The following is a 26,639-nucleotide window of genomic DNA, read 5'->3' as shown; positions in this document are numbered from 1 at the left end:
CCCCCGAACCAGAGCAGCGAAAGTTTTTTGCTGCTTTTTTTCAAAAAAGCAGAACTTTCTCGCTTTCTCACCCCCCACCCCATGGCTCTATAATCCGCCCATGGCATGGACCCCACCCTATTACCCCACCACACTGAAAGAGATGTTCGCCCTGAACATCAAAAAACTTCTCGTTATCGTTGCGGACCACGGCCGTCGCCTCGGCCTTGCCGCGCCATTGCTTTTTATCCTCTGCGTCCGCATCAACACCCTCGCCGCCAAACTTGCCAGCCTCGCCGCGCGCGGTCCCGGCCCGGCCCACCGCCCGCGCTTGCGCCGCCGCGCCCGCGCCGCGCCGCCAAGCGAAAAACCCATCCCGAAATGGCTCCGCGCCGCCTGGCCTACCATCCGCTTCGGTGCCCCGCCGCCGCTGCCGCGCGGCTTCGGCGCCCTGCGCCGCCTGATCCAGCACCCCGAAATCACCGGCTACGCCATGAAAATCGAGGCGCTTCTCACCCACCCCGACATGGTCGCCCTGATCGAAACCACCCCCGCCGCCGGCCGCACCCTCCGCCCGCTCTGCCATTTGCTCGGCATCCAAACCCCGCCCAACCTCGCCCTGCCCGAGCGCCCGGATCGCCCCCAAAACGCCACACCCAAACCCGCGCGCGCCCGCAAACCCCGCGCGCGCCCGGAACCGGTGTTTCCCCCCATCACCTCGACCCCGCCGCCCCTCGGCCCCGGCAACCATTATTTCATCCCCAACCCCAAAATCTTCAAAAATTGCTGACCAGCCGCGCCTAATTTCGCACGCCCAAATCGTTACGATATCGCAACAACCCCTCTCACCGCTCAGCCATCCGCGCCAGCACCGCCGGCCCCAAAATCCCGTCATGCACAAACCGCGTCAAAACCGGCACCGCCTGCCGCCCCGGCCCCGGCGTTTCAATCACCACCGCGATCGGCTGGCCCGGATGCCCGAACAAATCCGCCCACGCCAACCGCAACCGCGTCCGCATCGTCCCGTTGGTCCCATGCCCATCAACGAACAGCGCGCTGATCGTCGTGTGCTTCATATGCTTGGTGGTAATCAGCGTCCACACATCCGGATCACCCTGCGCAATCCGCACATCATTGATGAACGCCTCCCGCGTATCCGCCAGACTAAGCTGCCGCCGCGCATCGAACAGCGGCTTCGGATCGGTCCGTGGCGGAAACAGCGCAATCGTCGCGGTCACCCGATCGCCGCAGGCAAACCGCACCATCCGCCCCCCCGCCGCCAACCGCCGCGCCCCCGCAATCGCGCGGCATCCCGCCGGCGCCGCCGGCAGCCGCACCGGCGTCGCCGCCGCCCGCGCCGAAACCACCCAAGCCAACCCCACCACCGCCGCCGCCGACACCAAAACCCCGATCGAGGGCAACACCAACGCCCCCATCGCCGGCGCCGGTGCCTCCACCGCCACCACCCCCGCCCCCGGCCGCACATTATCCTGGCGGAACGGCAGGCCGAGCAGAATCAGAATGAACAGCACGATCGAAAAGAAAATATAGCCATACAGCACATGATCGGTCGCCCCCGCCTTCGCACTCCCCAGCACATGGCCGAGCCAGACAATCCCCAGCGCCCGAAACCCGTTCGCAATCACCGGCACCGTCACCGCAATGGCAATGAACAACAGCCGCCTCGTCGTGCTGCGAAAAATCAGCAGCGCATACAAAACGCTGAACGCGATCGCCGCGATCAAAAACCGCAACCCCGCACACGCCTCCGCGATATGAAACGCCCCCTGCGCGATCTCGATCGTATAGCCATGCGTATAATAAGCGATGCCGAGCATCGTGAGCCCGGCATCGACAAAATCAGTGGTGAACTGCTGCAACGCCGGCACCAGAAACCCGCCGAACGGAATCAGAAAAATCAGATACAGCAAAGGCGCGATCATCGCCCGATACACCCGCCAGCCAAGCACCCCGAGCACAAGCGACTGCACCATCCCCATCGCGGCCAGCTGACGCCCTTCCATCACCCCCAGCCGATCAGCGGCAAGCCACGCCAACGCAAACGGAACAGCAAGCACAACCGCCCGCACATCAGGCGCCGGCGTCAGGCCGCGCAGCCGCCCCCGCCGATCCCACGCCAGCCAGATCGCGATCGGCAGGATCAAAAAACAATGATTATACGCCGTCGAGGCGGACCAGACCTGCACCGCGGCAAAAATCTCAGCATGAAAAATCACCGCCATCGCCAGCAGCGACACCGCCAGCACAGCGAGCGACGAGCGATAACGCGCCGGAATATGAACGTCACGAGAGCGGGCGGCGATGACATTCATAAGGATACCTGTTCGGTCGATCGGGCCGATTGAGGCCCCGGTGACAGCAATGCATCAAGCGGCGCCAGAGTCTGCGCCCAGGAGTGATGACGCAACACAGCCGCGCGCGCCCGCGCACCCATCTCCGGGTGGTCTCCGGCCAGAACCGCGATCGCATGCCGCGCCCAATCAACCGGCGTCGCAGCCACCAGCAAATCCCGCCCCGGATCGGCCGTAATGCCGGTGAACGCCGCCGGCGTGGCCAGCACAGGACGGGCCATGGCCATCGCTTCAAGCACCTTGTTCTGCACTCCGCGACCGATCATCAGCGGGGCAACCACCAGATCGGCATGCGCGAGATAGGGCCGCGTGTCGGGAACGCGGCCGGTCACCCGCACCTCCCCTCCCCGCTCGAGCGCCCGCACCACCGGCGCCGGATTCGATCCCACGATCACAAACAACGGATTCTGCGCTCGCAACTGCCCGAGCACCGCAGTGACAAACCAGATGACGGCTTCGATATTGGGGCGATAATCCATGGCTCCGGTAAACAGGATGATCTTGCGGTCAGCCGGATACGGACGGGCAAAGCTGCTAGCAGGGGTGAAATAGTCGAGATCAACGCCGTTGCCGATGGCGATCGTGGATGCGGTGGATTCGGGCGCAAGAGCGGAAAAATGATCTCGCTCGGCCGCCGAGACGAATAGCGTGCGATCGAACTGCCGCACCGCCGAGCGTTCGAATCGAAGCAACGTGCGCCCCTCGCGTGCCCAGACAAGGCTCTTCGGCCAGGATGACGTGCGGCCATAGGCAGCGAATTTTTCAGAATCGATATCAACCATGTCCAGAATACGGGGGGTTTCGGGCAGCAGAACGGCATAGGGCGCCATCGCGACGGAGTAGGCGACGACTTGATCGATGGCGTGATCATGTGCGGTGCGACACACCCAATCGACCAGGCGATCATCATGGAAATAACCTGTCAGCAGCGGTGTGCCGGGGCGACACCGACGCAGCGCGCGCAAGCGGGCCCGGCCGGGGTCGAGCGGAATGCACGCGAGGCTGGCGAGGCGCGACCGCAACGCGGGAAGATGCACCGCATCGGCCGGATCATCGATGAAGCAGCCAAGATGCACGCGAAACCGCTTTCGCAAATGCTCGATCATGTGAAAGGCGCGGATCTTGTCCCCCTTGTCCGGCGGATAGGGTATCCGGTGACAGAGATAGAGCAGATCGCGCATGGTCAGCCCAGCCCACGCACAATGATCGGGCCGAGCGCGTTGGCAAGTGGACGCGGCAGACGCTTCCATAGTTCGATTTTACGCTGGTATTTCGGGCTCAGCGGATTGGTGTCGGGCATGATCGCACCGGGTTGGAGCAGATATTGATAGCCCAGTGGCGTCGGTGAAAAGCCCCAATTGGTCTTGAACTTGTGCGGTCCGGTCTCGCGCTTGCTGCGGCCGAAATCGAAACGGTCCAGCCCAAGCGCGATGGCGCGCCGCATGACCTGGAAATACATGAAATCGTGACCGCCCTTGCCGCGGGCGGCCGTGCCTCCTCCCGCATAATAGGGCGAAATTTCACCCTTGTAGGTAAACGACAGGACGGCACAGAGAGGGGTTGCATTGTCAAAGACGGTCAGGATTTCGGCATCGTTGCCGAAACAATCGAGGAGCAGGCGGAAATATCGCGCCGGAAAGACCGGTGTGCCGAGATTATGGACACTTTCGGCATAGAGATGGAAAAATCGGCGCCAGTCGCGGTCGATCGTGCTCGTCAACCCAAGATCAATAGCCTTGCGCACCACCGCGCGCTGTTTGCGCGGGATGGCTTTCAGGCAGGCCTCGTCATCGAGGGGGATGGTTTTGCGGAACGTGTCATAGATCGCCGGCGCCGCTTGCCAGTCCGATGTTGCAAGATCAGGGGCGATCGTACGCAGTTCGAACGCGTTGGCACCGATTTTGCGCATCAGCGCAGATGCCGCCTCGATCAATGCGGTGGTCACGGTTCCGTCAGTACCGATCGGTCCGCCATAGACACAGAAAGGGGTCGAAACCAGCGTATTACGCTTGAAGATGCGCGACCGCATGTGCACCAGCGGCAGCACGCCGCAAATTTGGCCATCGCGCTCGGCCAACATGAAATACGGGTGCTGATTGAAGGCCGTATGAATGACATCCTGCCACGCGGCGCGATGGAAGATGGTTCCGTCAGGATGGGCCATCACGAAACCATCCCACCCGGCGCGGTCCCGATCATCCATGATACGGCAGCGCAGGGTCATGCTGGCGGTGATCCGATCACATCGGCAAAGACCCGATCCATCCGATCCCAGTCAAAATCGGCGAGCAGATTGTCGAGCCGGGCCGGCATGCGCGCGAGGTTAACCCGGTGGCGGAAGCGCGAGGTCCATTTCGCGGCCGGCACTGTTGGTTGTCCCGGGTCGAACTCCCAGGGATGGGAATAGAAAATCGCACGCTTCTGTTCACGCCGATGCAAATGCCGCACACCCGCGCGGTAGAGCGCATAAGGAAACAAGCGGAAATATCCGCCGCCTGAACAGGGCAGGTTGCGACCGAAGAGTTGCACCGTGGTCATTGGAATCTCGATCAGCCCGCGCCCGGCCGGGTGATAGGGATCGCGCGGGGCCGATGGCGCGCCATAAAGATCGTGGCGGACCGGAAACACGCTCGAACTGTAACGATGTCCCGTTTCGCTCAGGATATCCCACGCCCAGGCGTTGTGCGAACCGATCGAAAAAGTGGGCGCCCGGTAGCCAATGACCGGCGTTCCGGCGATGGCTTCAAGGATCGATTTGGCGTGCAGCAGGTCGTCGCGGAATTGCGCCTCGGTCAGGTCGGTGACGAGTTGATGCCCATAGCCATGGCTTGCCAGCTCGTGCCCGGCATCGACAATGCGCCGGATCAGGGCCGGATGTCGCTCGGCAACCCAGCCGAGGGTGAAGAATGTCGCATGGGCATGGTGTCGCTCCAGCGCCTTTAGGATCATGTCGGTATTCGCCTCGACGCGGCGGGGAATGGTATCCCAATCCGCCCGGTCGATGGCGCCAGCATAGGCCTGGACCTGAAAATAATCCTCAACGTCGATCGTCAACGCATTTCGGATCATACCCTGCTCACTCATCGTGAGGATGCCGCGATGACGGGATCATGGGTCGCTTCTCGCCCGGATCACCTGAAACAACCGATCGACCACCTGATCACCCTGGTCGCGGCCGAAATCCTCCTTGGTGCTGGAAACCGCCGACATGGCCCGACCGTCCAGATCCGTTTCCAGTTCGAGCGCGATCGGCTCGACAATGGCCGCAGTGATCTCCGTGTAATGTTCGATCGCCGCGTTCAGCAGAATGCGGCTGCACAGACGGTTGATCCGGCGGGGAATGCCGCCGGTCGCCGCATAGATCGCATTGAACGCGTCAGTTTGGAAAAACCCCTCCGCCTTGCCGCCGGCCGCCGCAAACCGGTGCAGGATATAGGCCTCCGCATCGTCGCGCGACAGCGGCCCCAGATGGTATGAGGCAAGAACACGCTGACGCAATTGATCGAGATCGGGGCTTGCGAGCACATCACGAAATTGCGGTTGGCCCAACAGCACGATCTGGACCAGGGCCTGACCTCGCTCGGCCATGTTCGAGAGCATCCGCAATTCTTCAAGGGTTGCCGGGGCGAGGCATTGCGCCTCATCAACGATGATCAGCGCCCGCCGGCCCCGGGCGCGGTCGGCGCGCCAGCGTTCCTTTAACCGCAGCAGCAACGTCGCCTTGTCGCCCGCAGCCGACAGACCAAAATCGGCGGCGATCAAACGCACGATATCGTCGGCGTCGATCTGGGTGCTCGTGACACTGGCCAGACGATAGGTCTTTTCGTTCAACTGCGCCGTCAGCCGTTCGACCAAGGTGGTTTTACCGGCACCGACGTCACCGGTGATGACAATGAAACCCTCACTTTGTGCCAGACCGAACAACAAATGCGACAGGGCGCGACTGTGTTCACTGCTGGCAAAATAATACCGATCATCCGGCGTGAGACGAAACGGCATATCCGCGAGACCGAGATGTTCGAGGAACACGATATGTCTTTCAAAATGTTTTTTGAATGCCGATAGTGAAGATATTCTGAACGCCCTGATTGCCGAAACCGGTATATTCCTGATTTGTAATGCTGTATTGGGCATTGGCATACAGCGTGGGTGTGACACGATAGGTAAGTGCCGCGCTGGCACCATAGGTCGATGTGGTTGACGCACCGAGAGCGGGGGATTGGGTCCGCCCGAAATTCAGGTACACGATCGTGTTCATGCGCGGCGAGAGCTGATGCGCTTCGGACACCGAGACCGAGACGCTCTTCTGCGAAAATCCGGCCAAACCGGGCGCTGTTGCCACCAGCGTGTCTTGATCGGCCTGGACGGACAATGAAACGGTGTCATGGGTATAGAGCGTCGTCAGCGCCGCGGAAAACTGCTTGTTCCGGCTCAGGCCGGATTGGACGCTGAGCGACTGATTCGCGAGCAAAACCGGCTGCCCGCTCAGCCCTCCAACCGGCAATCCGACGCTGTTGACCGTGCTCGACGCCACGCCGAGCCCGATACTCTGCTGTTGGGTCGAGAGTGTTTCCGAATAGGAGGCGGCCAGGGTGGTTCGCGCCGTGAGCGCGTGGGACAGGCGAATGTAGGGGGCGTCGAACCCGTCGAGATGCTGATACCGCGCCACCAGAAGCCCACCATCGGGAAAGACGACCCGTGCGCCGATGCTCCAGGTTGCATCCCGGATCAAGGTTGGCGGTACCCCGGCATACGCGATGTCTTCATAACCGCCCGACGCGGAAAGCACGACATGCTGCACCGGCGCATAGCGCAGCGTGTCCTTGACGAAATATTGATGGGCTCCACTGAGTACGCCGGTGCCGACATCTTCTGTTGCGGAGACGCTTGGCGTGTCATCGAACCGCTCGAAGAACGGGATTGTGGTGAAGCTTCCCGCCTCGGTCTGGGCGAAAACATCACCCGTCTGAAAATATGGATTGGTTGCATTCGGCAGAAAGGCCGCATTGCCGGATTGGTGCGTGTATTGCGCCGAATAGAGCAGATTGAGCGTACCCAGGCTGAATTTGTCATTGAAAGCTGGTGATACTGAATAACTTTGCGTCAATGTCGTGTTGTTGCTGTTGTAGATTGAGGTCCCACCTGGCGGTAATCCACCGCTCGTCGCCTGGTCGGTCACGTAGGCACGGGCCGCGACGGTCAGGGATTGTGGCAACAGGGTCGCGTTGATCGCGGCGTTGAGAGATTGATTGACGCCGTCGTAGCCGGATTGGTTGGAATAGAACTGAATATTTGGTGCGTAATCGAGTGTGAAATTGGTTCGGGAGGTAGCACCATTGATCAGCAGCGCCGGGTTGATCGATGTGACAAACTCGTGGCCGTTGCTGTTCTGGCCATTATAGCCGCCGCCGGTGACGAATTCCTCGGAGGCGCCGATCGAAGGGACAATGGTCAGAAACGGCGCCGGCGCGATCGCGGCGGCGGAGGTTCCGATCTGTTGCAGGAGCGTACCCGCGTTTCCAAGACGAACGGCGCTGCCAAATGGGGGCGCACCGCCAAGCGAGGATAGCTGCGCATCACCGGGTATTGGCGTATTGGAGATCGATGGTTCCGGTACGGTCATACTCGGCGCATCGCTCGATGTGAGCCCACTCCCTGAGCTCGAGCCGCCGCCATCCGCCCAGGCGGGAGCGACTGAACCGATCGCCAACATGCCCGTCGCCAGAGCAACCCACGAGACACCGGAAAACCATCGTTTTTTTTGCATCGGCAACCCTTTTTTGCATGATCGTGAGCAATCGAGCACGAATCGATCAAATCTGCCAGACAACCCCAACCATGCCCGCCGCGGCGCAACCGCACACCCTGGTCATCGAACCTCCTGACACGAGCGCACGGGCGCGCGGATCATCAAAGCGTGAAACTGCCACGACCCCGCTGGGTCATCCGATTGAGAACGAGGCTGATGTTCGGACAGGCTTCGATCAGATCAAGCGCACCTTCAACATCCTTGCGCCGGGTCTGACCGGCCTCCACGACGAGTACGATTTGGCCGACGACCGAGGCCAGTTCCATCGGATCACTGTTGGAGAGACAGGCCGGGCTGTCGACGACCAAAATACTGTCGCGGAACTGCCCGGCAAGCCGCTCGATCAACGTTTTCACCGGTTGGCGCGATGACAGATCCCCCCGCCCGTCCTGATCGGCGCCGCCACCGATCGGAATGAACGAGAGATTGTCGGGCTCGGCCGGAATTGTCACCGTGCTGGCCAACTGGCGCGGTGATACCGCGACATCGAGCAAGCCAGGATGGGTTTGCATGCCGAAGTGTCGCGACAGCGAGTTGCTGCCAATATCGGCATCGATCAACACGACAGGTCGATCGCCGCCTTCAGCCAGAATGGTCGCCAGATTGAGCGCGGTGAAACTCTTGCCCTCGCCATGTTTGGCGCTCGTCACCATCACGACATTGGGACAAGCGACACCGGTGCCATCGGCTTTGCCGCCGGTTGCCGAGGTGGATTGGGACATGGATTGCAGAATATGTTGGCGGACAATTCTGAACTCCTCACCCGCCTGATCGCGACGACCGCGTGCAACGACCATACCGGCATCCTCCAACGCTTTGCGTGAGATAACCTCACCGTCTTTAGCCTTGCGGTCGACGATCCCGAGAGCGGGCAATTCGGCGAGCGCATCGAATTTGGGGGATAGCGTGGTGACGGGGCGCAGCAATCGCTCATGATCCGGCTCGCCGGGGTCGCGCGCGCTGGGATTCGTTTCATCGGCGTAGGGTCGGCCCGGCAGCGGCGGTAATGGCCTGACCAGCCGATTTGAAACAGCATCGAGCCGGTCGAGACCCACGATGGAATCCGGCAGCAACTCGGCCGCAACGCGCTCGGCGAGGTGGCGAGGCGGTTTATTGTTACTCACGCGAACCTCTGCATAACAAATGTTCCAACCATGAACCCCCCGAAAATCATAAAGAGCAAAACAGCCGCGCCGGCCAGTCGAAGGGCAGGCCCGAGGTTGCTCGCGCGCTTGCGCGCATCTGAAATTCCGCCGATCACCGGCAACCCGAGCGCTTTCAAATCATCGAGTGTCTCGTATCGACCCTCGAGTTGCGCCAGCAACGCCGCGGCTGTGACACCGGCACCAATCCCCAGGATCAAGACAACAACCAGCAGAAGAGGCCGGTTCGGGGCGATCGGCAGACGCGGTACCTGCGGCGGGTTGATGACCTGGAGCTGAATGCGATTGGCATCGACATTGGCGGCCGCGCCGATCCGCATCGCCTCACGGCGTTGAATCAGGTTGTGGTATTCCGCTTGCAACACTGAATAGTTGCGGTCCAGATTGATATATTGGGCCTCAATTCCCGGTTGCGACTTGGCCAACGCGGCCAGACGGTCTCGCTCGGCCGTCGATGATGTGATTTGACGACGCAGTGAGAATAGCGCGGTGTCGATTTTCAGCAGTTGCAACCTTAGCTGTTCGTAGACCGGATTGGCGACCGCCGGTGTTGCGACGCCGCCCGACGCAGGGCCACCGCTCGCCATGCGCTTGAGGGCTTCAACCTGTCGTTCCGCCGCGATCACACCGGGATAAGCGTCGGTATATTGTTGTTTGAGTTCCGCAAGCCGCTCCTCGGCGGCGGCCAGTCCGGCACCCCCCGATCCGCTGGAAAGCGCCGCGGCGCCTGTCAGCAACGGCTTGGTGGTCGCCAGCTGCTTTTCGATGATTTCGCGTTCAGCGATCGCATCCGCCAGAGCGCCGTTCAGTTGACGGACTTTAGTCTGCTCCTGCTCGAACGCAGACACGCCATTGGCCCCCGGCAGCAGCTGCAGATACTTCGCCTGGAAATTGGCTCGTTTCTGCTCGAGCTGTTTCAACTGGGTATGGAAATAGGTGATTTGGGAATTCAGGAAGGTTCGTGCATTATCGATGTCGCCTTGATTGCGCACCGATGCGCGTTCGACATAGATATTCACGAGCCCCTGAACAACTTCATATGCTTTTTTTGGGCTCACGCTTTCGTAGTGGATCGTGAACAGATTATCAGTCTGAGGCACGATGTCGATCCGGCTTCTTAATCCGCGGATCATCGCTTCGCGCGCGCCCGGCCCCTCAGCTTGCAGACCCAGTCCGGTCTTGTCCAGCAGGGTGCTGAGATTAGGATCGCTCAACAGCGTGCGCTGGAGCAGACTGAACTCCTCCCTGGTATTGCCGTTGATCGCGATCCCCTCAAGCAGCGGGGTCAGCACCGGGTCCGCCGCGACGTAGAGCTGTGCGCTCGATTCGTATTTGGGCGGCAGAGTCATTACACCGATCCAACCCGCGAGGCAGATCAGCCACGTGACCGCGATGCCGAGCCAGCGGTTACGCCAGGCGCCGCGGCCAAGGCGTAATCCAAGAGCGATAAGATCATCCATCGACCGGCCTCAAAACATGGTTTGCGGAATGACCAGAACGTCACCCGGCAGCATGGGGATATCCTGTGACATATCGCCATGGTTGAGCAATGCACCGAGCCGGACTGGAATCTTCGTGTCGCCCTTGGCGGTGCGCCTTATGATGTAGGCATCGTTGCCGGCGGCAAATTGGGGTAGCCCGCCAATTTCGGTCATGACGTCGAGCACCGTGATATGGTCGACATAAGGCACCGCGACGGGCTTTGCCCCGCCACCGATGACGCGAATTTCCGAACCCATCATACCGTGAAAACTATCGACAATCACCGTAACGTTCGGATCCCGCACGAATTTCGATAATTTATGGGCAATATCCTTGCCGAGTTCCTGCGGTGTCTTGCCTGCCGCGACGATGGAAGGAACCAGCGGAATCGCAATACGCCCATCCGGACGCACCGGAATGTCATGAACGCTCAAATCCGGCGCTCCATAGACAAATACGCTCAGCGTATCGGCGGGGCCGATCCGGTAGGGCAATGACACCGCCGACGCCTTGGGCGGCGACATCGAATCGGAACCGGAATTGGAGCAGGCGGCAAGCGGCGCCACACTCAGCCCAACCAAAATTGACATGACGATAATGTTAACACGGCTACGGTTCGCGATGTTCAAAATTGACCGGCTGCAATCGAGCTGGAGCGGCCGGTGCTGGGCAGGGTCTTGTTTCATTAAAATCTCTCAAATAGTGGACGTGGGGCAAACGATCATAACATCGGCAATTCCCGCCTTGTAGTGCGTTATATCACACTCCGCGAACGAATGCGTTAACGCCGATGCCGGAGCGATGCCGTCGACTCAACAAAATTTGACCGAAATCGCGTCATGTTGAGGCTCGGGACAGTCTCATTCGTATAAAAAATGGGTTGTTTTTCTTTTTTTGGGCCACCCCCTATGTTCGAGTTAATCGCAACGTTCAATTGACGCCGCACGAATAATTTGTTAATGAAAATACCGGTTTGTGACCGAGGAAAGGTTATAAATTTGTGAACGGCTTCCGTTGCTCCGTTGTATAATTTTTGATCGGTACTCTGCGCGGCCGTCGACCGTGTGGTTATGCGGGTCGTTCGCGGGTGAATATTCGATGGTTTTGCGTTGTTGATGTCGCCGTATAACAATTTTAAAAGGTCGTTAGCGTTTGGTAATTGAGTTTGGTGTGAATCTCACTCAATTAATTAAAATTTTTCGCGTCTCTTCTCATCTGTCATTGGAGAACATCGGTTGAATGCGTGTTAATTAGCTCGTTTAACATTAATATTTCGGAATAGAAATTTAGGTCCAGGGGGCGGTCGTATTTCGACAATGAACTCTTCAAACTCTGCCATCTTATCGTTTGGCGAAATCCTTGCGTATCATGCTGATACGTCAGAACGTCAGATCACGTCGATCACCTGTGAAAATTTTCGCACTATTTCGCCCCGTGACCTGAAACGTCAGGGCGTCTCGACGATCGTGGTTCCCTCGGAATTTCGGCCGTTGGTCGATGATCAGGCGCTCATCAGATGCCGCGCTGCCGGCATCCGCGTTTTAAACGAGATTGAATTCCGTGAGATCTCGAACAAGGCGATCGACATTGATCGTCTGTCAAACGGCTGGCTCGCGTATGGCGACACGTTGGGCGGCGGCGTCATGCGCCGGATTTTCGAACGAATACTCGACGTGTCACTGAGTTTGGCCATCTTAGTTCTGACCGCCCCTGTTCTCTTGATCACCGCCCTTCTGATCAAGCTCGACAGTCCCGGCCCGATCTTCTACCGGCAAACCCGGGTCGGGTTGTTTGGCGCACCATTTGAGATCATCAAATTCAGGAGCATGCGGGCGGATGCCGAAGTGGGTGGCGCGCCCGTCTGGGCATCGGCGCGCGATCCCCGGGTGACACGGGTTGGTGCGGTCATCCGCCTCCTCCGTATCGACGAATTGCCGCAGTTGTTGAATGTGCTCAAAGGCGAGATGAGCGTGATTGGCCCGCGTCCTGAGCGGCCGCATTTCGTCGACAATCTCGCGGAACAGATCCCGCATTATCGTGATCGCAGCGTTGCCAAGCCCGGCATCACTGGTTGGGCGCAGGTAAATTATCCCTACGGGGCGTCGGTCGAAGATGCGCGCAGAAAACTTTCGTATGATTTATATTATATTAAGCATCGGAGTTTTATGTTGGACATCAGGATTTGTGTCGCGACAGTTCGCGTAATCATCTTTCGGGAGGGTGCTCGCTAAGTTTCTGGCGGGCTTATAGTCCAGCCATGGCGGTTATCGATCTGGTCTATGCGTGCGCTGCGGCCGGGTACGGTATTCTCGGGAGCAGCTTGCTCATCCTGCGTCGCGGTCGGGCTATGCCATTGGCGGCGGCATTTACGGCGGCTTGGTTGGTCAGCGTTTTTGCCGTTCCGCCGCTACAGGATGTTGCCTGGTTCCTTCAAGCGACAGGTTGGATCGCCACGATCGGTACGCTCGACCGGCGGTTCAACGCGACATCTGATCCCGTATTGAGGCGAGGCATTCGGATCATCATTGGTTGCGGCGTCGTCGCTGCGATATTTGCAACGATCGGCGCGTTCCATTGGTTACGGATCGATGGTCTGATCATTGAGCTGCGGCTTTTTTTCGCGCTCATTATGTTAATTTTAATAGAAAACGTCTATCGGAATGCGGCTGAGGATGTTCGCTGGCACATCAATCTGCCGCTGATCGCAATTGCGATGATGGCGATTTTCACCTTCCTGCTCTACGGCAACGCAATCATCCACAAGCGGCTTTCAACCAACCTGCTGGACGCGCAGGCGTTGGTTTATCTGATGGTGTTGCCGCTGTTCATCGGCACCGAGCGCCGCATGAAGCGCTGGCGCGAACGGGTCACCATATCGCATGGCGCCGCTTTTTATTCGACCAGCCTGATCCTGGGTGGTTCTTTCCTCGTGGGTCTTGGCCTCACCGGCACGGTTTTGCAACGCTACGGCAAGGATTGGGGCTCAGTCCTGGAGATTGCCCTGCTCTTTTTCGGGATCATCCTGATTTCGGTGCTGGCAAGTTCAGGTTCAGCACGTTCGAGGCTGCGTCGGACGATCACGGATAATTTTTTCGCACAACGATATGACTACCGCCGGGAGTGGCTCAGGTGCATCGAAACCCTGGCCGCGATCGAACAGGGGGGGTTGCCGCAACGGGTGATCAAGGTTCTGGCCGACACGGTGGATAGTCCTTGCGGCGTCCTGATGCTGCGCGACGATTCGTCTGAAACTGGTTTGCTGACCAATGCCGGGGAATGGAATATGCGCGGCCCAACCTCGCCGCTCGACCTCTCCCATCCACTCATGATCCGGCTCAATCATGATACTTTTTGCAGTTTCGAGGGTGATGCGAGCCTGGTTTCGGTGGACACAACGCCCGCGAGTTGGTTGGCCCTCGCCCTGCCGGATCCCCGTTCATCGACTCCGCTAGGGGTCATTCTGCTCGGTCAATCGCGATCGGGCGCGCCATTGAACGAGGAAGCGGTCTCTCTCCTGGGTGTCGTGGCACGGGAAATTTCGCTGATGCTGGCAGAACGCCGCGCCGCCGAGGCGCTTGCCGAGGCCCGACGCTTCGCAGCGGCCGGGCAGCGATTCGCGTTTGTGGCGCACGACATCAAAAATGTCGCCAATCAGCTCGCCCTGCTGGTATCCAACGCGGACCATCACATGGATGATCCGTATTTTCGTGAAGATATGATGGCAACATTGCGGGGATCGGTGGGTAAAATTCAATCGATGTTGACCCGATTGAAATCACCTGAAGTGCAGCCGCCGATCAAATTCGATGTCGGCGACCGGCTCCGCGCGCTCTATGGCGCGACCTGGTCCAAGGGAGAGATCGCCGTGGTGCTCGACCTCGATGATCAGCCCAGCGAAATTGCCATGGACCCCTCCGCGTTCGACGCCGTGATCAATCACCTGGTTGACAATGCGATCGACGCATCAAAACCGGGTCAGATTGTCTCGATCCAGACCGAGCAGGGCGGCGGCGCGGTGACCATCACCATCACCGATCGCGGGACCGGCATGTCGGAGGCGTTCATCCGCCATGAGTTGTTTCGACCCTTCATCTCATCAAAGGCCAGCGGGTTCGGTCTTGGCGCGTTCCAGTCGCGCGAATTGGTTCATGCCGCTGGTGGCACAGTCGCTATTACGAGTACGGTCAACATCGGAACGGTGATCAGATTGAACTTCCCCCTGCTCGACCCTGCGCTTCGCGCTGCAAAACTTATCGTCGCATGATCAACCGGGATCGCGACCGGCTTCTGATCGTCGAAGACGATGATGGTCTGTGCCGGCAATATCGGTGGGCCTTCCCCGGCCGCACCGTGCTGACCGCCAATTCGCGGGCCCAGGCGATGGACGTGTTGCAGGAGGAACGGCCGGCCGTCGCCATTATCGATCTCGGACTGCCGCCTGATCCCGACGGGGTCAGCGAAGGCTTCGCGACTCTGCACGACCTTCTGGAAATCTGCCCTGACATGAAGGTGATCGTTGCGACCGGCAATGGCGCCAAGCGCAACGCCATCCACGCCATTGGGCACGGCGCCCATGATTTTTATGAAAAACCCGTTGATATCGACGTTCTCCGGTTGATCGTTGATCGGGCATTCCGCCTGTTCGACCTCGAAACCGAAAACCGGGCGCTCGGTGCCATCGTGGGGTCCAGTCCGATCAAAACCGTGATAACCGCCGCCGATTCGATGCTGAAGGTTTGTCGTGACATCGAAAAACTGGCTCAGACCGATGTTCCTGTTCTGCTTCTCGGGGATAGCGGTACCGGCAAGGAGGTGCTCGCGCGCGCCCTTCACGATCTCAGCCCCCGTGCCGCCGGCCCCTTCATAGCGATCAACTGCGGCGCGATCCCTGAACATCTGCTTGAGAGCGAGTTGTTCGGTCACGAGCGAGGCGCCTTCACCGGTGCTGTGCGTCAGACGCTGGGACGGGTCGAACTTGCCCAAAAGGGCACATTGTTTCTCGACGAGATCGGCGATCTGCCGCAAAGTTTGCAGGTCAAACTCCTGCGTTTTTTACAGGAACATGTGATCGAGCGCGTGGGGGGGCGAAAATCGATTCCGGTCGATGCCCGAATCATCTCCGCGACCAATCAGGATCTGGAACATCTGGTCGAAACACAGCGATTCAGAATGGATCTGTTTTATCGGCTCAACATTGTTGCGGTACGGATACCCCCGCTGCGCGAGCGCCCGGGTGACGCCGTTCTGTTGGGACGGTATTTTCTATCACGTTTCTCGCGCGAGTCTGGCCGGCGCGTCATCGGATTGTCAGGCGCCGCGGTGGCGGCGCTGGCCGCGCATCAATGGCCGGGCAATATCCGCGAACTGGAAAATCGCATCCGTCGGGGGGCCATCATGGCCGAGGGGCGTTTCGTCGAGCCGGCCGATCTCGAACTCGCGCCGGCGGACGTCGCCATCCCGGATCTGCGCACGGCCCGCCAACGGGCGGAGCGCGAAGCCATTCAGCTCGCGATTGCCCATTCCCAGGGCTCGATCGCCCTTGCCGCGAAACATCTTGGAGTCAGCCGACCCACCCTCTATGCCTTGATCGAGTCACTCGGCATCGCCGATCTCGTCAAAACCAGTTATGCGAACGGCCAGCCCGAAACGATCACGGAATCGGAAGATCAATGAAAAATCTCTATCGTACCCTTCTCCTGACAACCCCGTTCGTCATGCTCGGTGTCGGCGTGGCTCAGGCCGATCCGGTCGCACGCGCGCAGACCTACCTTTCGCAAGACAAACCACGTGACGCGATGCTGGTCCTGCGCAACGAGCTGCGGGACCATCCGAGCAATGGTCCCGCCAACTTTCTTCTGGCTCAGCTCGATATGGAACTTGGCAGCCCGGTATCCGCCGAACGCGAGGCGCGCGCCGCCCGCACAGCGGGCTACGAGCCGGATCGCGCCCTGAGCATCGTTCTCAATTCCTATATGGCGCAGCGCCGCTATGTCGATCTGCTGCATGATTTTCCGATCGGCAATGCAACCGGTGAAACCGCGGCGCGGATCGCCCTTGGCCGTGCCGCGGCGGAGCAGGCGCTGAACCAGCCGGATCGCGCTGCCGCCGATCTCCACAAAGCCGAAGCTTTCGATCCGAAACTACCCTCGGTCTGGCTCGCCCGCGAAGCCGAAGCGCTCGGCCGCGGCGACGTCAAAGCCGCTCAAACCGACCTCGCCCAGGCTCAAACACTCGCGCCGAACGATCCTCAGGTGGTGCTCAGCGCGGCGCGCGCCCAGCTTGCCTCCGGCAAACCAACCACCGCCATCACGACACTCAAGGCCCTCCTCGCACGCCAACCAAGCAATCTGACCGCTCAGCTGACCTTGGCCAATGCCCTGATTGCCGCCGGTCAACCCGGCCCGGCGCAGGAGGAAATCACGCAAATCCTGAAACTGGCACCCGGGTCGGTCGGCGCGCTCTATCTGCAGGCCAGCCTCGATGTCAATCACCAGAAATGGAAAGACGCCCAATCGATACTTCAGCGTCTATCGCCGGTCATGGCCGATCTTCCGGGCGCCTATTTCCTCCAGGCGGAAACGCTTCTTCACCTCGGTGAATACGGCGCGGCACAGGAAGCGGCGGCGCATTACGTCGCGCGGGTACCCAACGATCCGGCCGGTCGCCGCCTGCTCGCCGCACTCGCGCTGAAAAATCATCATCCGAACCTTGCGATTTCGACCATCGCCGCAGGGGGTCCAGGGGCCAGGCATGACTTCGGCATGATGCTGCTGCAAGGCACCGCCGAACAGGCGATCGGCCATGTCCATGCGGCCAAGGCTGCATTTGCCCAGGCCGCGATCCTCGATCCCAAAATCGTAACCCCGCTGATCCATCTTGGTCAGATCGAGCTGGCCACCGGCAACCCGCAAGGCGCGATGCTGCAATTCCAGAAAGCCGCCGCACTGACGCCGGCCGATCCCGGCGTTCAAGCCGCCCTCGCCCAGGCGGCGATCGCCGCTGGCGACCACCCGGTGGCGCGCGCGGCGATCGCGCGTCTCGACAAATTGAAGGGTGCGGCGACCGGGTCGCTGTTGTCGGCCGAACTCGATCTGGCGGCGTTCAACCTTCCGGCCGCGAAGGCGGATTATCAATCGGCACTGAAGGCGCAGCCCGATAATATCGGGGCAATGCTTGGAATGGCCCATATCGCCCTGCTTCAGGGTGATCAGGCGGGTGCCGAAACCATGATCGCCAAAGCGGTCAAAATCGACCCGACCAATCAGGCCGCCGTCTCGGCGCTCGCGTCGCTTCTGGCGAGCAGCCAGAATTTTTCCAAGACCAACGACGTGCTGCAAGCCGCCCACAAGGCGGCGCCGACCAATCCCGTCTTTGTCGCCGATATCGTCAGCCTCGATATTCGTCTCAAAAAACTGGATCAGGCGCGCAGCCTCCTTGATGGTCTCAACCCCAAAATGCAGGATGAGCCCCTTATCCTCGCGGCCAAAGCCCAGGTCGCTCTGGCGCGGCACGATACGCCGGGGGCAAAGACCGACCTTGCGGCATTGTTGCAACGTAATCCGCAAAATATCGGAGCACGCCTCGCGCTGGCGCGAATCGACGTCGCAGCCGGCGATATCGCGGCTGGACAGGCGGTGCTGGCCGACGGGCTGAAGGTGGCGCCTCGCAACATGACACTTCTTCAGGCCAGCGTCGGGCTGTCGTTCAAACAGGGCGGCGCGACCGCGGCGCTGGCTGCGGCAAACAGCTTTGCCGCCGATCCCTCACATCAACCAGAGTCTCTGCTGCTCCCCGGCACGCTCGAAATGGCGCAACACCAGATGCCGCAAGCGATCGCGGCTTTCAAAAAAGCTGATGATGCTCATCCTTCGGCGTTGATCACGCTCAATCTGGCAGAAGCCCAGGCGGCATCGGGCGACCATGCTGGCGCTGCGGCGACGCTTGCTGCCGCGATCAAAACCTACGGCCCGCTGCCGGCGCTCGAAAATGCGGCGGGACAGCTTGCCTTGGCGGCCAATGATCTACCAGCGGCGGCCACCCATTATCAAACCGCCCTCGCGAAAAATCCCAACGACGTGCTGGCTCTGAACAATCTGGCCTGGATCGCTGGAAAACGAAACCAGAAAGACGCCGCCGGCCTGGCCGCCCGCGCCTACGCGATCAGCCCGACGCCGCAGGTAGCGGATACGCTGGGATGGATTCTGGCGCGGCAATCGAACCCGAAACAGGCGTTGGTCCTGCTCGCCCAAGCCCATCAGGGCATGCCCACCGATCCGAACGTCGCCTATCATTATGCGTCCGTTCTTGCGCAAACCGGTGACAAGGCCAAAGCCGCGGCCATTTTGAAACAAGCATTGTCCAGCAAACAACCTTTCCCCGATCGCGCCGCCGCTCAGGCCCTGCAGGAAAAAATCGGCGCGTGATGATATTCCGCATCGGCATTTACCCGAACCGCCATGCTGCATAACCTCGTTTTTCTATCATTTATCTTGATATTGAGCGGGTTGGCGATCGTGCGGCCCATGGCCGGCGTGATCGCCTACGAATGTTATTCGTTCATGAATCCGCAGCAATTGACCTATGGGTTTTCCGGTCATCTGCCAGTCGCGTTGATCGCGGTCATCACCACCTTGATCGGCTGCGTCGTGAACGGTGAGCCAAAAAAATTTCCGCTCAATGCGATGACGATCCTGCTGCTGCTGTTTCTGATCCAATGCACGATCAGCACGATCTTTGCTCTCGGCCCGTCATCAATCGTGATTCCCGCCTATATCCAGACGGTGAAGGCCCTGGGCATTCTGATCCTGGTTGCCGGATTGCTGACCACGCGCTGGCGGGTCAATGCGCTGATCTGGCTGATGGTGATCGCACTCGGCTATTTCGGGGTGAAAGGTGGCATTTTCACACTACTGACCGGCGGCAATGACCACGTCTATGGTGCCAAGGACAGTATCATCGGCGACAATAATCAATTGGCGGTTGCACTGCTGATGGTATTACCGTTGATGAATTACCTGCGGCTTCAATCTGCCCATCGGATCGTGCGGATCGGCCTGATCTTCGCGATGATGAGCTGCCTGTTGGCCGTCGTCGGCACCTATTCGCGCGGCGGGTTGCTTGCATTGTTCGCGATGAGCGCCTTTCTGTGGTGGAATAGCAAAGGCCGGATCCGTTCAGGCGTATTGATCGCGCTGGGGCTGGTGATGGCGATCAGCGTGATGCCGCGAGACTGGGTCGCCCGGATGGATACGATCCAACATTTCCACCATTCGGCCTCGGCGAATGATCGGCTCACCGTGTGGCGTCAGGCCTGGGGCATCGCAATTGCCAATCCGCTGACCGGCGGTGGCTTCAAGGCAACCGCGTCACCGACGGTGATCCATCGCTATTTTCCCGACGCTCATCAACGCGCAACCCATAGTATCTGGTTCCAACTCGTCAGCCAGGGGGGATTTCCGCTTCTATTCATCTTTATCGCGATGAACGTGGTTGGGGTCGTTAGTCTATGGCGGCTGCGATGGCGGACGCGGGGCGATCCGTCATTGCTGTGGATCAATCAGTTGAGTCGAATGATTGAGGTTTCCATGGTCGCTTATCTGGTCGGTGGGTCGTTTCTGTCACTCGGTTACTACAGTCTTTTCTACACGCTGATGATCGTGGTCGCATCGATCGGCGCCATCGCGAAGACCTCGCAGGTTCCGGCCGGTTCACCGTATCGCCGCATCGTTCCGGCGCGCGCCGCGATGGCCGCCAATGCGGCGCCCTCCTGGCGCCTGCGTCGAAACGTCGATGGATAATCGGGTATGAAGGGACTTTATTTTCTTGCCGGTCTAATCGCCGTGCTCTGGCTTGCGGTCTGGACCGCACAGGAAGGTCAACCTCAAAAACCAGGCAAGCGCCGCTGGTGGCCGTTCGACTGGCGGGATGATGCGCCATCCGCGTCGGCTGATGCCGGATTGCGGCAACGGCGCGGATCATCGATCACGCCGCCGGTCGATAGCGTTGAGCCGGCGCCGTCATCGGTGCCACTACGGCGTGGTTGGCGCGACCGGGCGGCGCGGGCGATCCCGCCGGGACGCCAAACACGGCGATGACAATTCGCCTCGTGACGGTTTCGACCTTGTTTCCCAATCAAGCCATGCCGTCCCATGGCGTTTTTGTCGAAACCCGGCTGCGTCATCTCGTCGCCGACGAGGATGTGACCAGCGTCGTGATCGCGCCGGTGCCGTGGTTTCCCACAACCGATTCGCGTTTCGGCGCATGGTCGCGCCACGCGGCGGCGCCCCGCAACGAGATCCGGTTTGGCCTCGATGTAAGACACCCGCGCTATCTCGTGGTTCCCAAATTCGGTCAGGCTCTGACGCCGCATACATTGTTCAGAACCCTGAAACCCGCCCTCGCCGCGCTGCTCGCGGAGGGATACCGGCCGGATGCGATCGACGGGCATTATCTTTACCCCGATGGCGTCGCCGCTGCCTGGCTGGCGCGGCATTTCAACCTGCCGCTGGTCCTTACCGCCCGCGGGTCGGACGTGACGCAATGGCCGGACTTCCCCCGGCCGCGGGCGCTGATCACCGAGGCGCTCGACCAGGCCGACGCGCTGATCACCGTGAGTCAGGCCCTCGCCGAGGGGGTGCGCGCACTCGGTATCGATCCGCATAAAATCACCACACTACGCAACGGCGTCGATACCGAAATTTTCAACCCGATTGAACCTTCAACCGCCCGTGCCGCGATCGGCCAGACCAACCGCTATATTCTATCGGTCGGCCATCTGATTCCGCGAAAAGGCCATGATCGCGTGATCGAGGCGTTCGCCCGCCTCGCTACCGCACAGCTCGCGGGCCATGACCTGATCATTGCCGGCGATGGTCCGGAGCGCGCCGCGCTGGGCGATCTCGCGGCCGCGCATGGTCTGTTCAGCCGGGTCAAGCTGATCGGCGCCATGCCCCAACCGCGCCTGCCGCTCTATTACAGCGGCGCCGATTGCCTCGTCCTCGCCTCCAGCCGCGAAGGCTGGGCGAATGTGCTGCTCGAGGCGATGGCCTGTGGCACGCCGGTGGTCGCCTCACCGGCCGCCGGCAATGACGAGGTGGTGCGTTCCCGTGCGGCCGGGCTGATTGCCGCGGATTTTTCCGCGGCCTCGCTTGCGGCGGGTCTTGATACGCTACTCGCCGATCCGCCCGATCGCGGTGCGACCACCGCCTACGCCGAGGCGCATGACTGGCGCACGATCAGCGCCGGTCAACGTGAAATTTTTACACGTGTCATCAATCAGCGGCAGCCTGCTCGCGTGAGAGAGCTTGCTCGATCAGGCTGATCGTCGGCGCCACGCCATACAAGGCGATGAACCCGCCGAATCGCGGACCATCGGTCTGACCGAGCAACACCTGATACAGGCACGAAAACCACTCCCGCAGCGACGCGAACGGATGACGCTTTCCCACATCGTACAGCAAGGTCTGCAAAACCTCGGGATCGGCATCGGCGGGAATCGCGGCCAAGCCGGCGGCAAGATCCTCCAGCGCCGCGCGCTCGATCGCGCTGGCGGCGCGATATTGCTTGGTTGGCTTGACGAAATCCTGGTAATACAGCACCGCGTAGCCGACCAATCGCGCCAGGAACGGTGAGGTCTCCGGCGTTGCCGTGGGGCGGTAGGCGCGGATGAAGCCCCACAGCATATCGGGAGTCTCCGCGTTCACCACCGAGGCCAGATTGAGCAACATGCCGAACGACACAGGGCTTTCCGGCGATGTCGGAGCCACGCCACCGTGGATGAACCAGGCGGGATTATCTTCCGCGATGCCGATGCCCGCGCATAATGCCTCCGCATTGGCCAGATAATCATCGGTCGCGCGTGGGATCACATCGAAAAACAGGCGCTTGGCGCGTTGTGGCGAGGCAAACATGAACTGGCCGAGGCTTTCGGCCGGGGCGTAGTTCAGCCATGCCTCGACCGACAGACCGTTGCCTTTCGATTTGCTGATCTTCTGGCCCTTGTCATCGAGGAACAGTTCATAGGTAAAGGTTTCCGGCGGTTCGGCGTCCATCGCGCGGACGATCGCGCTCGACAGCCGCACCGAATCGATCAGATCCTTGCCCGACATTTCATAGTCGACCCCGAGCGCATACCATCGCATCGCCCAATCGGCCTTCCATTGGAGCTTGGCCGCCCCGTCGTAGATGGAGGTTTCGTGCATCGTGCCGGTGTCCGGATCGCGCCAGGTGACGCTGCCGGCATCGACATCGACCGCATCGATCGCCACCTGCATCACCACGCCGGTGCGCGGATGCAGCGGCAGGATCGGTGAATAGGTCGCCCGGCGCTCCGGCCCGAGGGTGGGGCGGATGATGTCGCGGATGATGTCATGCTTCGCCGCGACCGCGCGCAGCGCATCGTTGAAGCGCCCGCCAGTGTAATAGGCGGTCGACGATGCGAACTCATAGTCAAAGCCGAAGGAGTCAAGGAACGCGCGCAACCGCGCATTGTTATGGGCCCCGAAACTGTCGTGGGTGCCGAACGGGTCGGGCACGCGGGACAGCGGCTGGCCGATGTAGCGATGCAGCATGTCCTGCTGGGGGACGTTGCCGGGCACTTTACGCAACGCGTCCATATCATCGGAAAACGCGAGCAATTTCGAGTTCAGGCCGGTCAAGGTCGTGAAGGCGAGCCTGATCCAGGAGGTCCGCGCCACCTCCATGAAGGTGCCGATATGCGGCAGGCCGGACGGGCCATAGCCGGTTTCGAACAGTGCGTTGGTTTTTCCGGTGCGCGCCAGGCGCTGCGCGACACGCTCTGCCTCACGGAATGGCCAACTTGTCGGGGTCTTCGCTTCGTTTTCGCTCATGGGCTGCGTTTAGTGACGAGTGGCCGCAGGGTCAAACGGCGCTGGCTCGGTGCGTGTCCCGCCTCGCATGAACTCGGGGCGATAGAGAACGAGGCTGACCAGCAATGCGAGCACGGCCAGTGCGACGCTCACCCGCGTGTCACGCGGCCGGTAGAAGAAACGGACCGTGCTGCGGCCCTGGGGTAGGGCGATCGATTGGAATAGCGGACCCGCGCGGGCGATTTTGACCGTTCGATGATCAAGGATCGCGTGCCATCCCGCGAACCAGGCGACACGGCGGATCAAGCGGGTGGGGTTGGCGCAATCGGCCGTCACTTTGTTCCATCCCGCGGGGGTGACGCGGCAGCCTGGCGCCGCAAAAATCGGGGCCGGGTGCGGAAGTTGATAGATCGTCATGACCCGGTCACTGAAAACGCGGCTTGCGGCATGGGTCGGCTGGGTGAGCAGGCGCAGATCGGCCAGAACGCCGGTGGCGCCGGGGCCGCTCCAGATCACCACGGCCGCGCCGTTGGAATGGCGCAGAACATAGGTCAACGGCCGATGGGGACTGGCCGATAGGGGATGATCGAGCGGGATGCGCAGGAACTGGTCATCGGGCGCACCGGCGAGTTCCGCCTGACCGTGCGCGCAGATCGTGCCGCTGCAGAGGGTGATTGTGAGCGGGCCGGTCGAGGCGCCGTCATAGGTGCCGATCTGAACCGCGACCGCGCGGATCGGCGCTGGGGGCACACGTGCCGGCGGCACGGTGCCGCGCAGGCGGGTGGTTCCGGCCAAGGCGATGCCCTGATCCGCGTGAGCGATCAGATCGGGCGGATGGGAGCGGAACGGGTCGGTGCCGGCCAGGGCCAGAATGTCACGCACGCCGATGGCCTCGAAGGCGCGGCGATGGTCGCGCACCGATCGACCCGCCAGATCGAATGTCGCGAACGGCCTGTCCTGGTCGAGTTGGTGGCGCATATAGCGCATCCAGGCGGCATCGATCGGCAATTGGCTCGCGTTGATCGCGGCCACGCCATAGGCGGCGGGATAATTCGGTCCGAACGGCAGGATCGTGAACAGGCGCGACAAGCCCTGATGCCGCTGCAACCAGTGCACGCCGCCGAGATCGAGCCGTGCGTCCCGGCGGGCGGAGAGCTGGCCGGAGCCGAAACCGAGAACCGCATCGGCCACGGCGAAGACCGCGAGCAGCGTGAGGGTTTTGGGTGATGGACGGCGCGTCAGCATCAGAAGGACGCCAGCGGCGCAGAGCAGGTCGATCGCGCAGGCGAGGCTCGCGAAATCGCGCAATGCCGGCGCGGCGTGATACCAGACCCGGAGCAGCGTGAGGTTCGAGGCGACCGCGCCGGCCAGAAGCGCCAGAAGGATCGCGCCGGCGAGCGATGATAAACGCCGCGTCAGTCGCCCGTGCCGTTGCCATTGATCGATCGCAAGCCCGGTCAGGATCAGCAGCGCCAGATCCATCGCGGGGGTGACGAAGCGGATGGTGTCGGCGCGGGCGACTTCGGGGATCAGATTGACCAGTTCCCGCACGCCGGGCAGGCCGAGCAGGCGCGCCGACCAGAGGAGGATGAAGCCAGCGAGGCTGAACGCGATCACCCGGTGGCGGCCGGGGCGGACCAGAAGCGCGAGCGCCCCGATCACCGCGACCGGGCCGAACCAGGTTCCGACCTGACCCCAGGCCGGCCCGATCTGCGCGCTGAACGCCGCGGGCAGATCAGCCGGGGTGGGCGGGCCGATCGGGCCGTAGAGGAAGGGCAGCAATTCCAGCGCGTCACCCTGGCGCGGCATGTCGATCATTGCGAATTCGTAGGTGTGCGGTCCGACGAAGGCATGGGATAAATAATGCAGGAACGGTACCAGAAGCGGCAGGGTGGTGGTCAGCCCGAGGGCGCCGCCGAGGGCGAGTTTGCCCGTGAAGCGCCAGCGCGCCGCGCCGATCGTGGCAAAGCGCGCGATGGACCAGACCACGGCGAGCAGGCCGCCGAAGAACGCGACTTCGGGGTAGCCGGAATAGACGAGCAGGGATGTGGCGATGGCGATCCAGCCCCAGCCGCGCGGGGCGTTGGCCTGTGCCGCGCGGGCGGCGCGGTCGAGGCCGAGCAGAAGCAGGGGGATGAACGGCAGGGGAGTCGCGCCATGCGGCACCATAAAGAAAGTGCCGCTCAGCCCGTAGAGGGCGCCCGCGACGAAGGCGGCCAGACGTGTCGTGCCCATGTCGATCAGGAGCGCGTAGAGTGTGATGCCGCTCAATATCTGGATCGAGAGGCGCAGCGCGAGCCAGCCGTGCGGCAGGGCCAGCAGAAAAACGAAGGGCGGAAAGAACGCCAAGGTCTGCATTTCGGCGGCGAGGGGCATGCCGATGCCGGTGTAAGGGTCCCACCAGGGGATGATGCCGTGCAGCCAGTCCAGCGCGGCCAGATGGCCCTGGGCTTCGGTGATCAGGCCGATGGTGGGGTCGAGCCAGGTCGGTGCGGCGTTGAACATGCCGGATTTCGCGCCGGTCGCGAGGAAGGAATAGACATCGGCCGGGTCGGCCTGCACCACGCCGAGGATGAGAAAGATCGAGGCGAGGCAGGGGAACAGCACAAGTCCGGTGAGCGGGAGCAGGTGAGGCTGCCGTAACCACAAGGCGGGTCGGTCGGCTGAACCGGCGTTTTGCATGCGGCATAGGCCCTGGGCTGAAGCGTGATCGAGTTCCGGGCAGGAAAATGCCGGTGATGGGCAGCGTTGTAACCGATCGGCGGCGGGTCGACGAGTACCCTGGGCGGTGCAGTGCGGCGAATCGGTGGCGCCCTGATGCGGGTTGGGCTGGGGCGGGTGGAATTTGTTTTGATTTCGTAACGATTTAGGCGTGCGAAGGTGGAGCGGGTTGCTCAGGAATTTTTGAAGATTTTGCGGTTGGGGATGAAATAGTGATTGCCGGGGCCGAGCGGCGGCGGGGTTGAGGTGATCGGCGGGAAGGTCGGGGTTTTGCGCGGGCGTTTCG

At 61.1% G+C, this 26,639-nt stretch carries 19 protein-coding genes; 8 read left to right on the top strand and 11 right to left on the bottom strand.

Features of this window, described 5'->3' with window-relative positions; translation table 11 throughout:
* Window positions 1-100: 100 nt before the first annotated feature.
* The gene (locus ACP5E6_RS08760) at window positions 101-769 is read left to right on the top strand and encodes a hypothetical protein (protein WP_427953850.1); all 669 of its coding nucleotides are present in this window, start codon (window positions 101-103) and stop codon (window positions 767-769) included.
* A 55-nt stretch (window positions 770-824) separates the two neighbouring features.
* On the opposite strand, the gene xrtA is transcribed toward ACP5E6_RS08760, so the two are convergent.
* The 9 genes from xrtA to ACP5E6_RS08715 all read right to left on the bottom strand — a co-directional run bounded on the left by xrtA (window position 825) and on the right by ACP5E6_RS08715 (window position 11,395).
* Complete coding sequence (gene xrtA / locus ACP5E6_RS08755) at window positions 825-2,312, bottom strand: exosortase A (RefSeq protein ID WP_427953849.1); 1,488 nt, start codon at window positions 2,310-2,312, stop codon at window positions 825-827.
* Window positions 2,309-3,532 (bottom strand): TIGR03087 family PEP-CTERM/XrtA system glycosyltransferase, encoded by a 1,224-nt coding sequence (locus ACP5E6_RS08750; protein WP_427953848.1) that lies wholly within the window; start codon window positions 3,530-3,532, stop codon window positions 2,309-2,311. Before ACP5E6_RS08750 ends, xrtA begins: the two co-directional genes overlap by 4 nt.
* 2 nt (window positions 3,533-3,534) lie before the next feature.
* Window positions 3,535-4,575 carry a FemAB family XrtA/PEP-CTERM system-associated protein gene (locus ACP5E6_RS08745; RefSeq protein ID WP_427953847.1) on the bottom strand — a complete coding sequence of 347 codons (1,041 nt, stop codon included), beginning with the start codon at window positions 4,573-4,575 and terminating at the stop codon, window positions 3,535-3,537.
* A complete protein-coding gene (locus ACP5E6_RS08740) occupies window positions 4,572-5,420 on the bottom strand; it encodes an XrtA system polysaccharide deacetylase (RefSeq protein WP_427953846.1) in 849 nt (282 codons plus the stop codon). The genes ACP5E6_RS08745 and ACP5E6_RS08740 overlap by 4 nt, the downstream gene beginning before the upstream one ends.
* A gap of 39 nt (window positions 5,421-5,459) precedes the next feature.
* Entirely contained in the window at window positions 5,460-6,380 is a 921-nt protein-coding gene (locus ACP5E6_RS08735) for an ExeA family protein (protein WP_427953845.1), read from the bottom strand.
* A gap of 10 nt (window positions 6,381-6,390) precedes the next feature.
* Window positions 6,391-7,974 (bottom strand): hypothetical protein, encoded by a 1,584-nt coding sequence (locus ACP5E6_RS08730; protein WP_427953844.1) that lies wholly within the window; start codon window positions 7,972-7,974, stop codon window positions 6,391-6,393.
* Window positions 7,975-8,261: 287 nt separating this feature from the next.
* On the bottom strand, window positions 8,262-9,284 hold the full coding sequence (locus ACP5E6_RS08725) for a P-loop NTPase (protein ID WP_427953843.1): 1,023 nt from the start codon (window positions 9,282-9,284) through the stop codon (window positions 8,262-8,264).
* Complete coding sequence (locus ACP5E6_RS08720; protein ID WP_427953842.1) at window positions 9,281-10,783, bottom strand: XrtA system polysaccharide chain length determinant; 1,503 nt, start codon at window positions 10,781-10,783, stop codon at window positions 9,281-9,283. The genes ACP5E6_RS08725 and ACP5E6_RS08720 overlap by 4 nt, the downstream gene beginning before the upstream one ends.
* 9 nt (window positions 10,784-10,792) lie before the next feature.
* Window positions 10,793-11,395: an XrtA/PEP-CTERM system exopolysaccharide export protein gene (locus tag ACP5E6_RS08715; RefSeq protein ID WP_427953841.1), complete on the bottom strand. Its 603-nt coding sequence runs from the start codon at window positions 11,393-11,395 to the stop codon at window positions 10,793-10,795.
* A gap of 726 nt (window positions 11,396-12,121) precedes the next feature.
* On the opposite strand from ACP5E6_RS08715, the gene ACP5E6_RS08710 reads away from it, so the two are divergent.
* Genes ACP5E6_RS08710 through ACP5E6_RS08680 form a run of 7 tightly spaced genes read left to right on the top strand, consistent with a single transcriptional unit; the run spans window position 12,122 to window position 22,125 of the window.
* A complete protein-coding gene (locus tag ACP5E6_RS08710; protein WP_427953840.1) occupies window positions 12,122-13,036 on the top strand; it encodes an exopolysaccharide biosynthesis polyprenyl glycosylphosphotransferase in 915 nt (304 codons plus the stop codon).
* Between the two features lie 26 nt (window positions 13,037-13,062).
* Window positions 13,063-15,069, top strand: a complete 2,007-nt coding sequence (gene prsK / locus ACP5E6_RS08705) for an XrtA/PEP-CTERM system histidine kinase PrsK (RefSeq protein WP_427953839.1) — start codon at window positions 13,063-13,065, stop codon at window positions 15,067-15,069.
* Window positions 15,066-16,478: a PEP-CTERM-box response regulator transcription factor gene (prsR, locus tag ACP5E6_RS08700; RefSeq protein ID WP_427953838.1), complete on the top strand. Its 1,413-nt coding sequence runs from the start codon at window positions 15,066-15,068 to the stop codon at window positions 16,476-16,478. The genes prsK and prsR overlap by 4 nt, the downstream gene beginning before the upstream one ends.
* On the top strand, window positions 16,475-19,228 hold the full coding sequence (gene prsT, locus ACP5E6_RS08695) for an XrtA/PEP-CTERM system TPR-repeat protein PrsT (protein WP_427953837.1): 2,754 nt from the start codon (window positions 16,475-16,477) through the stop codon (window positions 19,226-19,228). Before prsR ends, prsT begins: the two co-directional genes overlap by 4 nt.
* 33 nt (window positions 19,229-19,261) lie before the next feature.
* Entirely contained in the window at window positions 19,262-20,602 is a 1,341-nt protein-coding gene (locus tag ACP5E6_RS08690) for a putative O-glycosylation ligase, exosortase A system-associated (protein ID WP_427953836.1), read from the top strand.
* Window positions 20,603-20,608: 6 nt separating this feature from the next.
* Window positions 20,609-20,899, top strand: a complete 291-nt coding sequence (locus tag ACP5E6_RS08685) for a hypothetical protein (protein ID WP_427953835.1) — start codon at window positions 20,609-20,611, stop codon at window positions 20,897-20,899.
* Window positions 20,896-22,125: a glycosyltransferase family 4 protein gene (locus ACP5E6_RS08680; RefSeq protein WP_427953834.1), complete on the top strand. Its 1,230-nt coding sequence runs from the start codon at window positions 20,896-20,898 to the stop codon at window positions 22,123-22,125. The genes ACP5E6_RS08685 and ACP5E6_RS08680 overlap by 4 nt, the downstream gene beginning before the upstream one ends.
* Here ACP5E6_RS08680 and ACP5E6_RS08675 read toward each other — a convergent pair.
* Together ACP5E6_RS08675 and ACP5E6_RS08670 are read right to left on the bottom strand one after the other, a co-directional pair.
* The gene (locus ACP5E6_RS08675) at window positions 22,076-23,653 is read right to left on the bottom strand and encodes a lysine--tRNA ligase (protein WP_427953833.1); all 1,578 of its coding nucleotides are present in this window, start codon (window positions 23,651-23,653) and stop codon (window positions 22,076-22,078) included. The two genes, ACP5E6_RS08680 and ACP5E6_RS08675, sit on opposite strands and share 50 nt — an antisense overlap.
* A 9-nt stretch (window positions 23,654-23,662) precedes the next feature.
* On the bottom strand, window positions 23,663-26,314 hold the full coding sequence (locus ACP5E6_RS08670; RefSeq protein ID WP_427953832.1) for a hypothetical protein: 2,652 nt from the start codon (window positions 26,312-26,314) through the stop codon (window positions 23,663-23,665).
* Window positions 26,315-26,639 lie beyond the last annotated feature (325 nt).

The organism is Acidiphilium sp., from assembly GCF_049977125.1.
Lineage (GTDB): Bacteria > Pseudomonadota > Alphaproteobacteria > Acetobacterales > Acetobacteraceae > Acidiphilium.
Note: the sequence above shows the minus strand (reverse complement) of the source record. Positions and strands in the feature narration are given on the sequence as shown.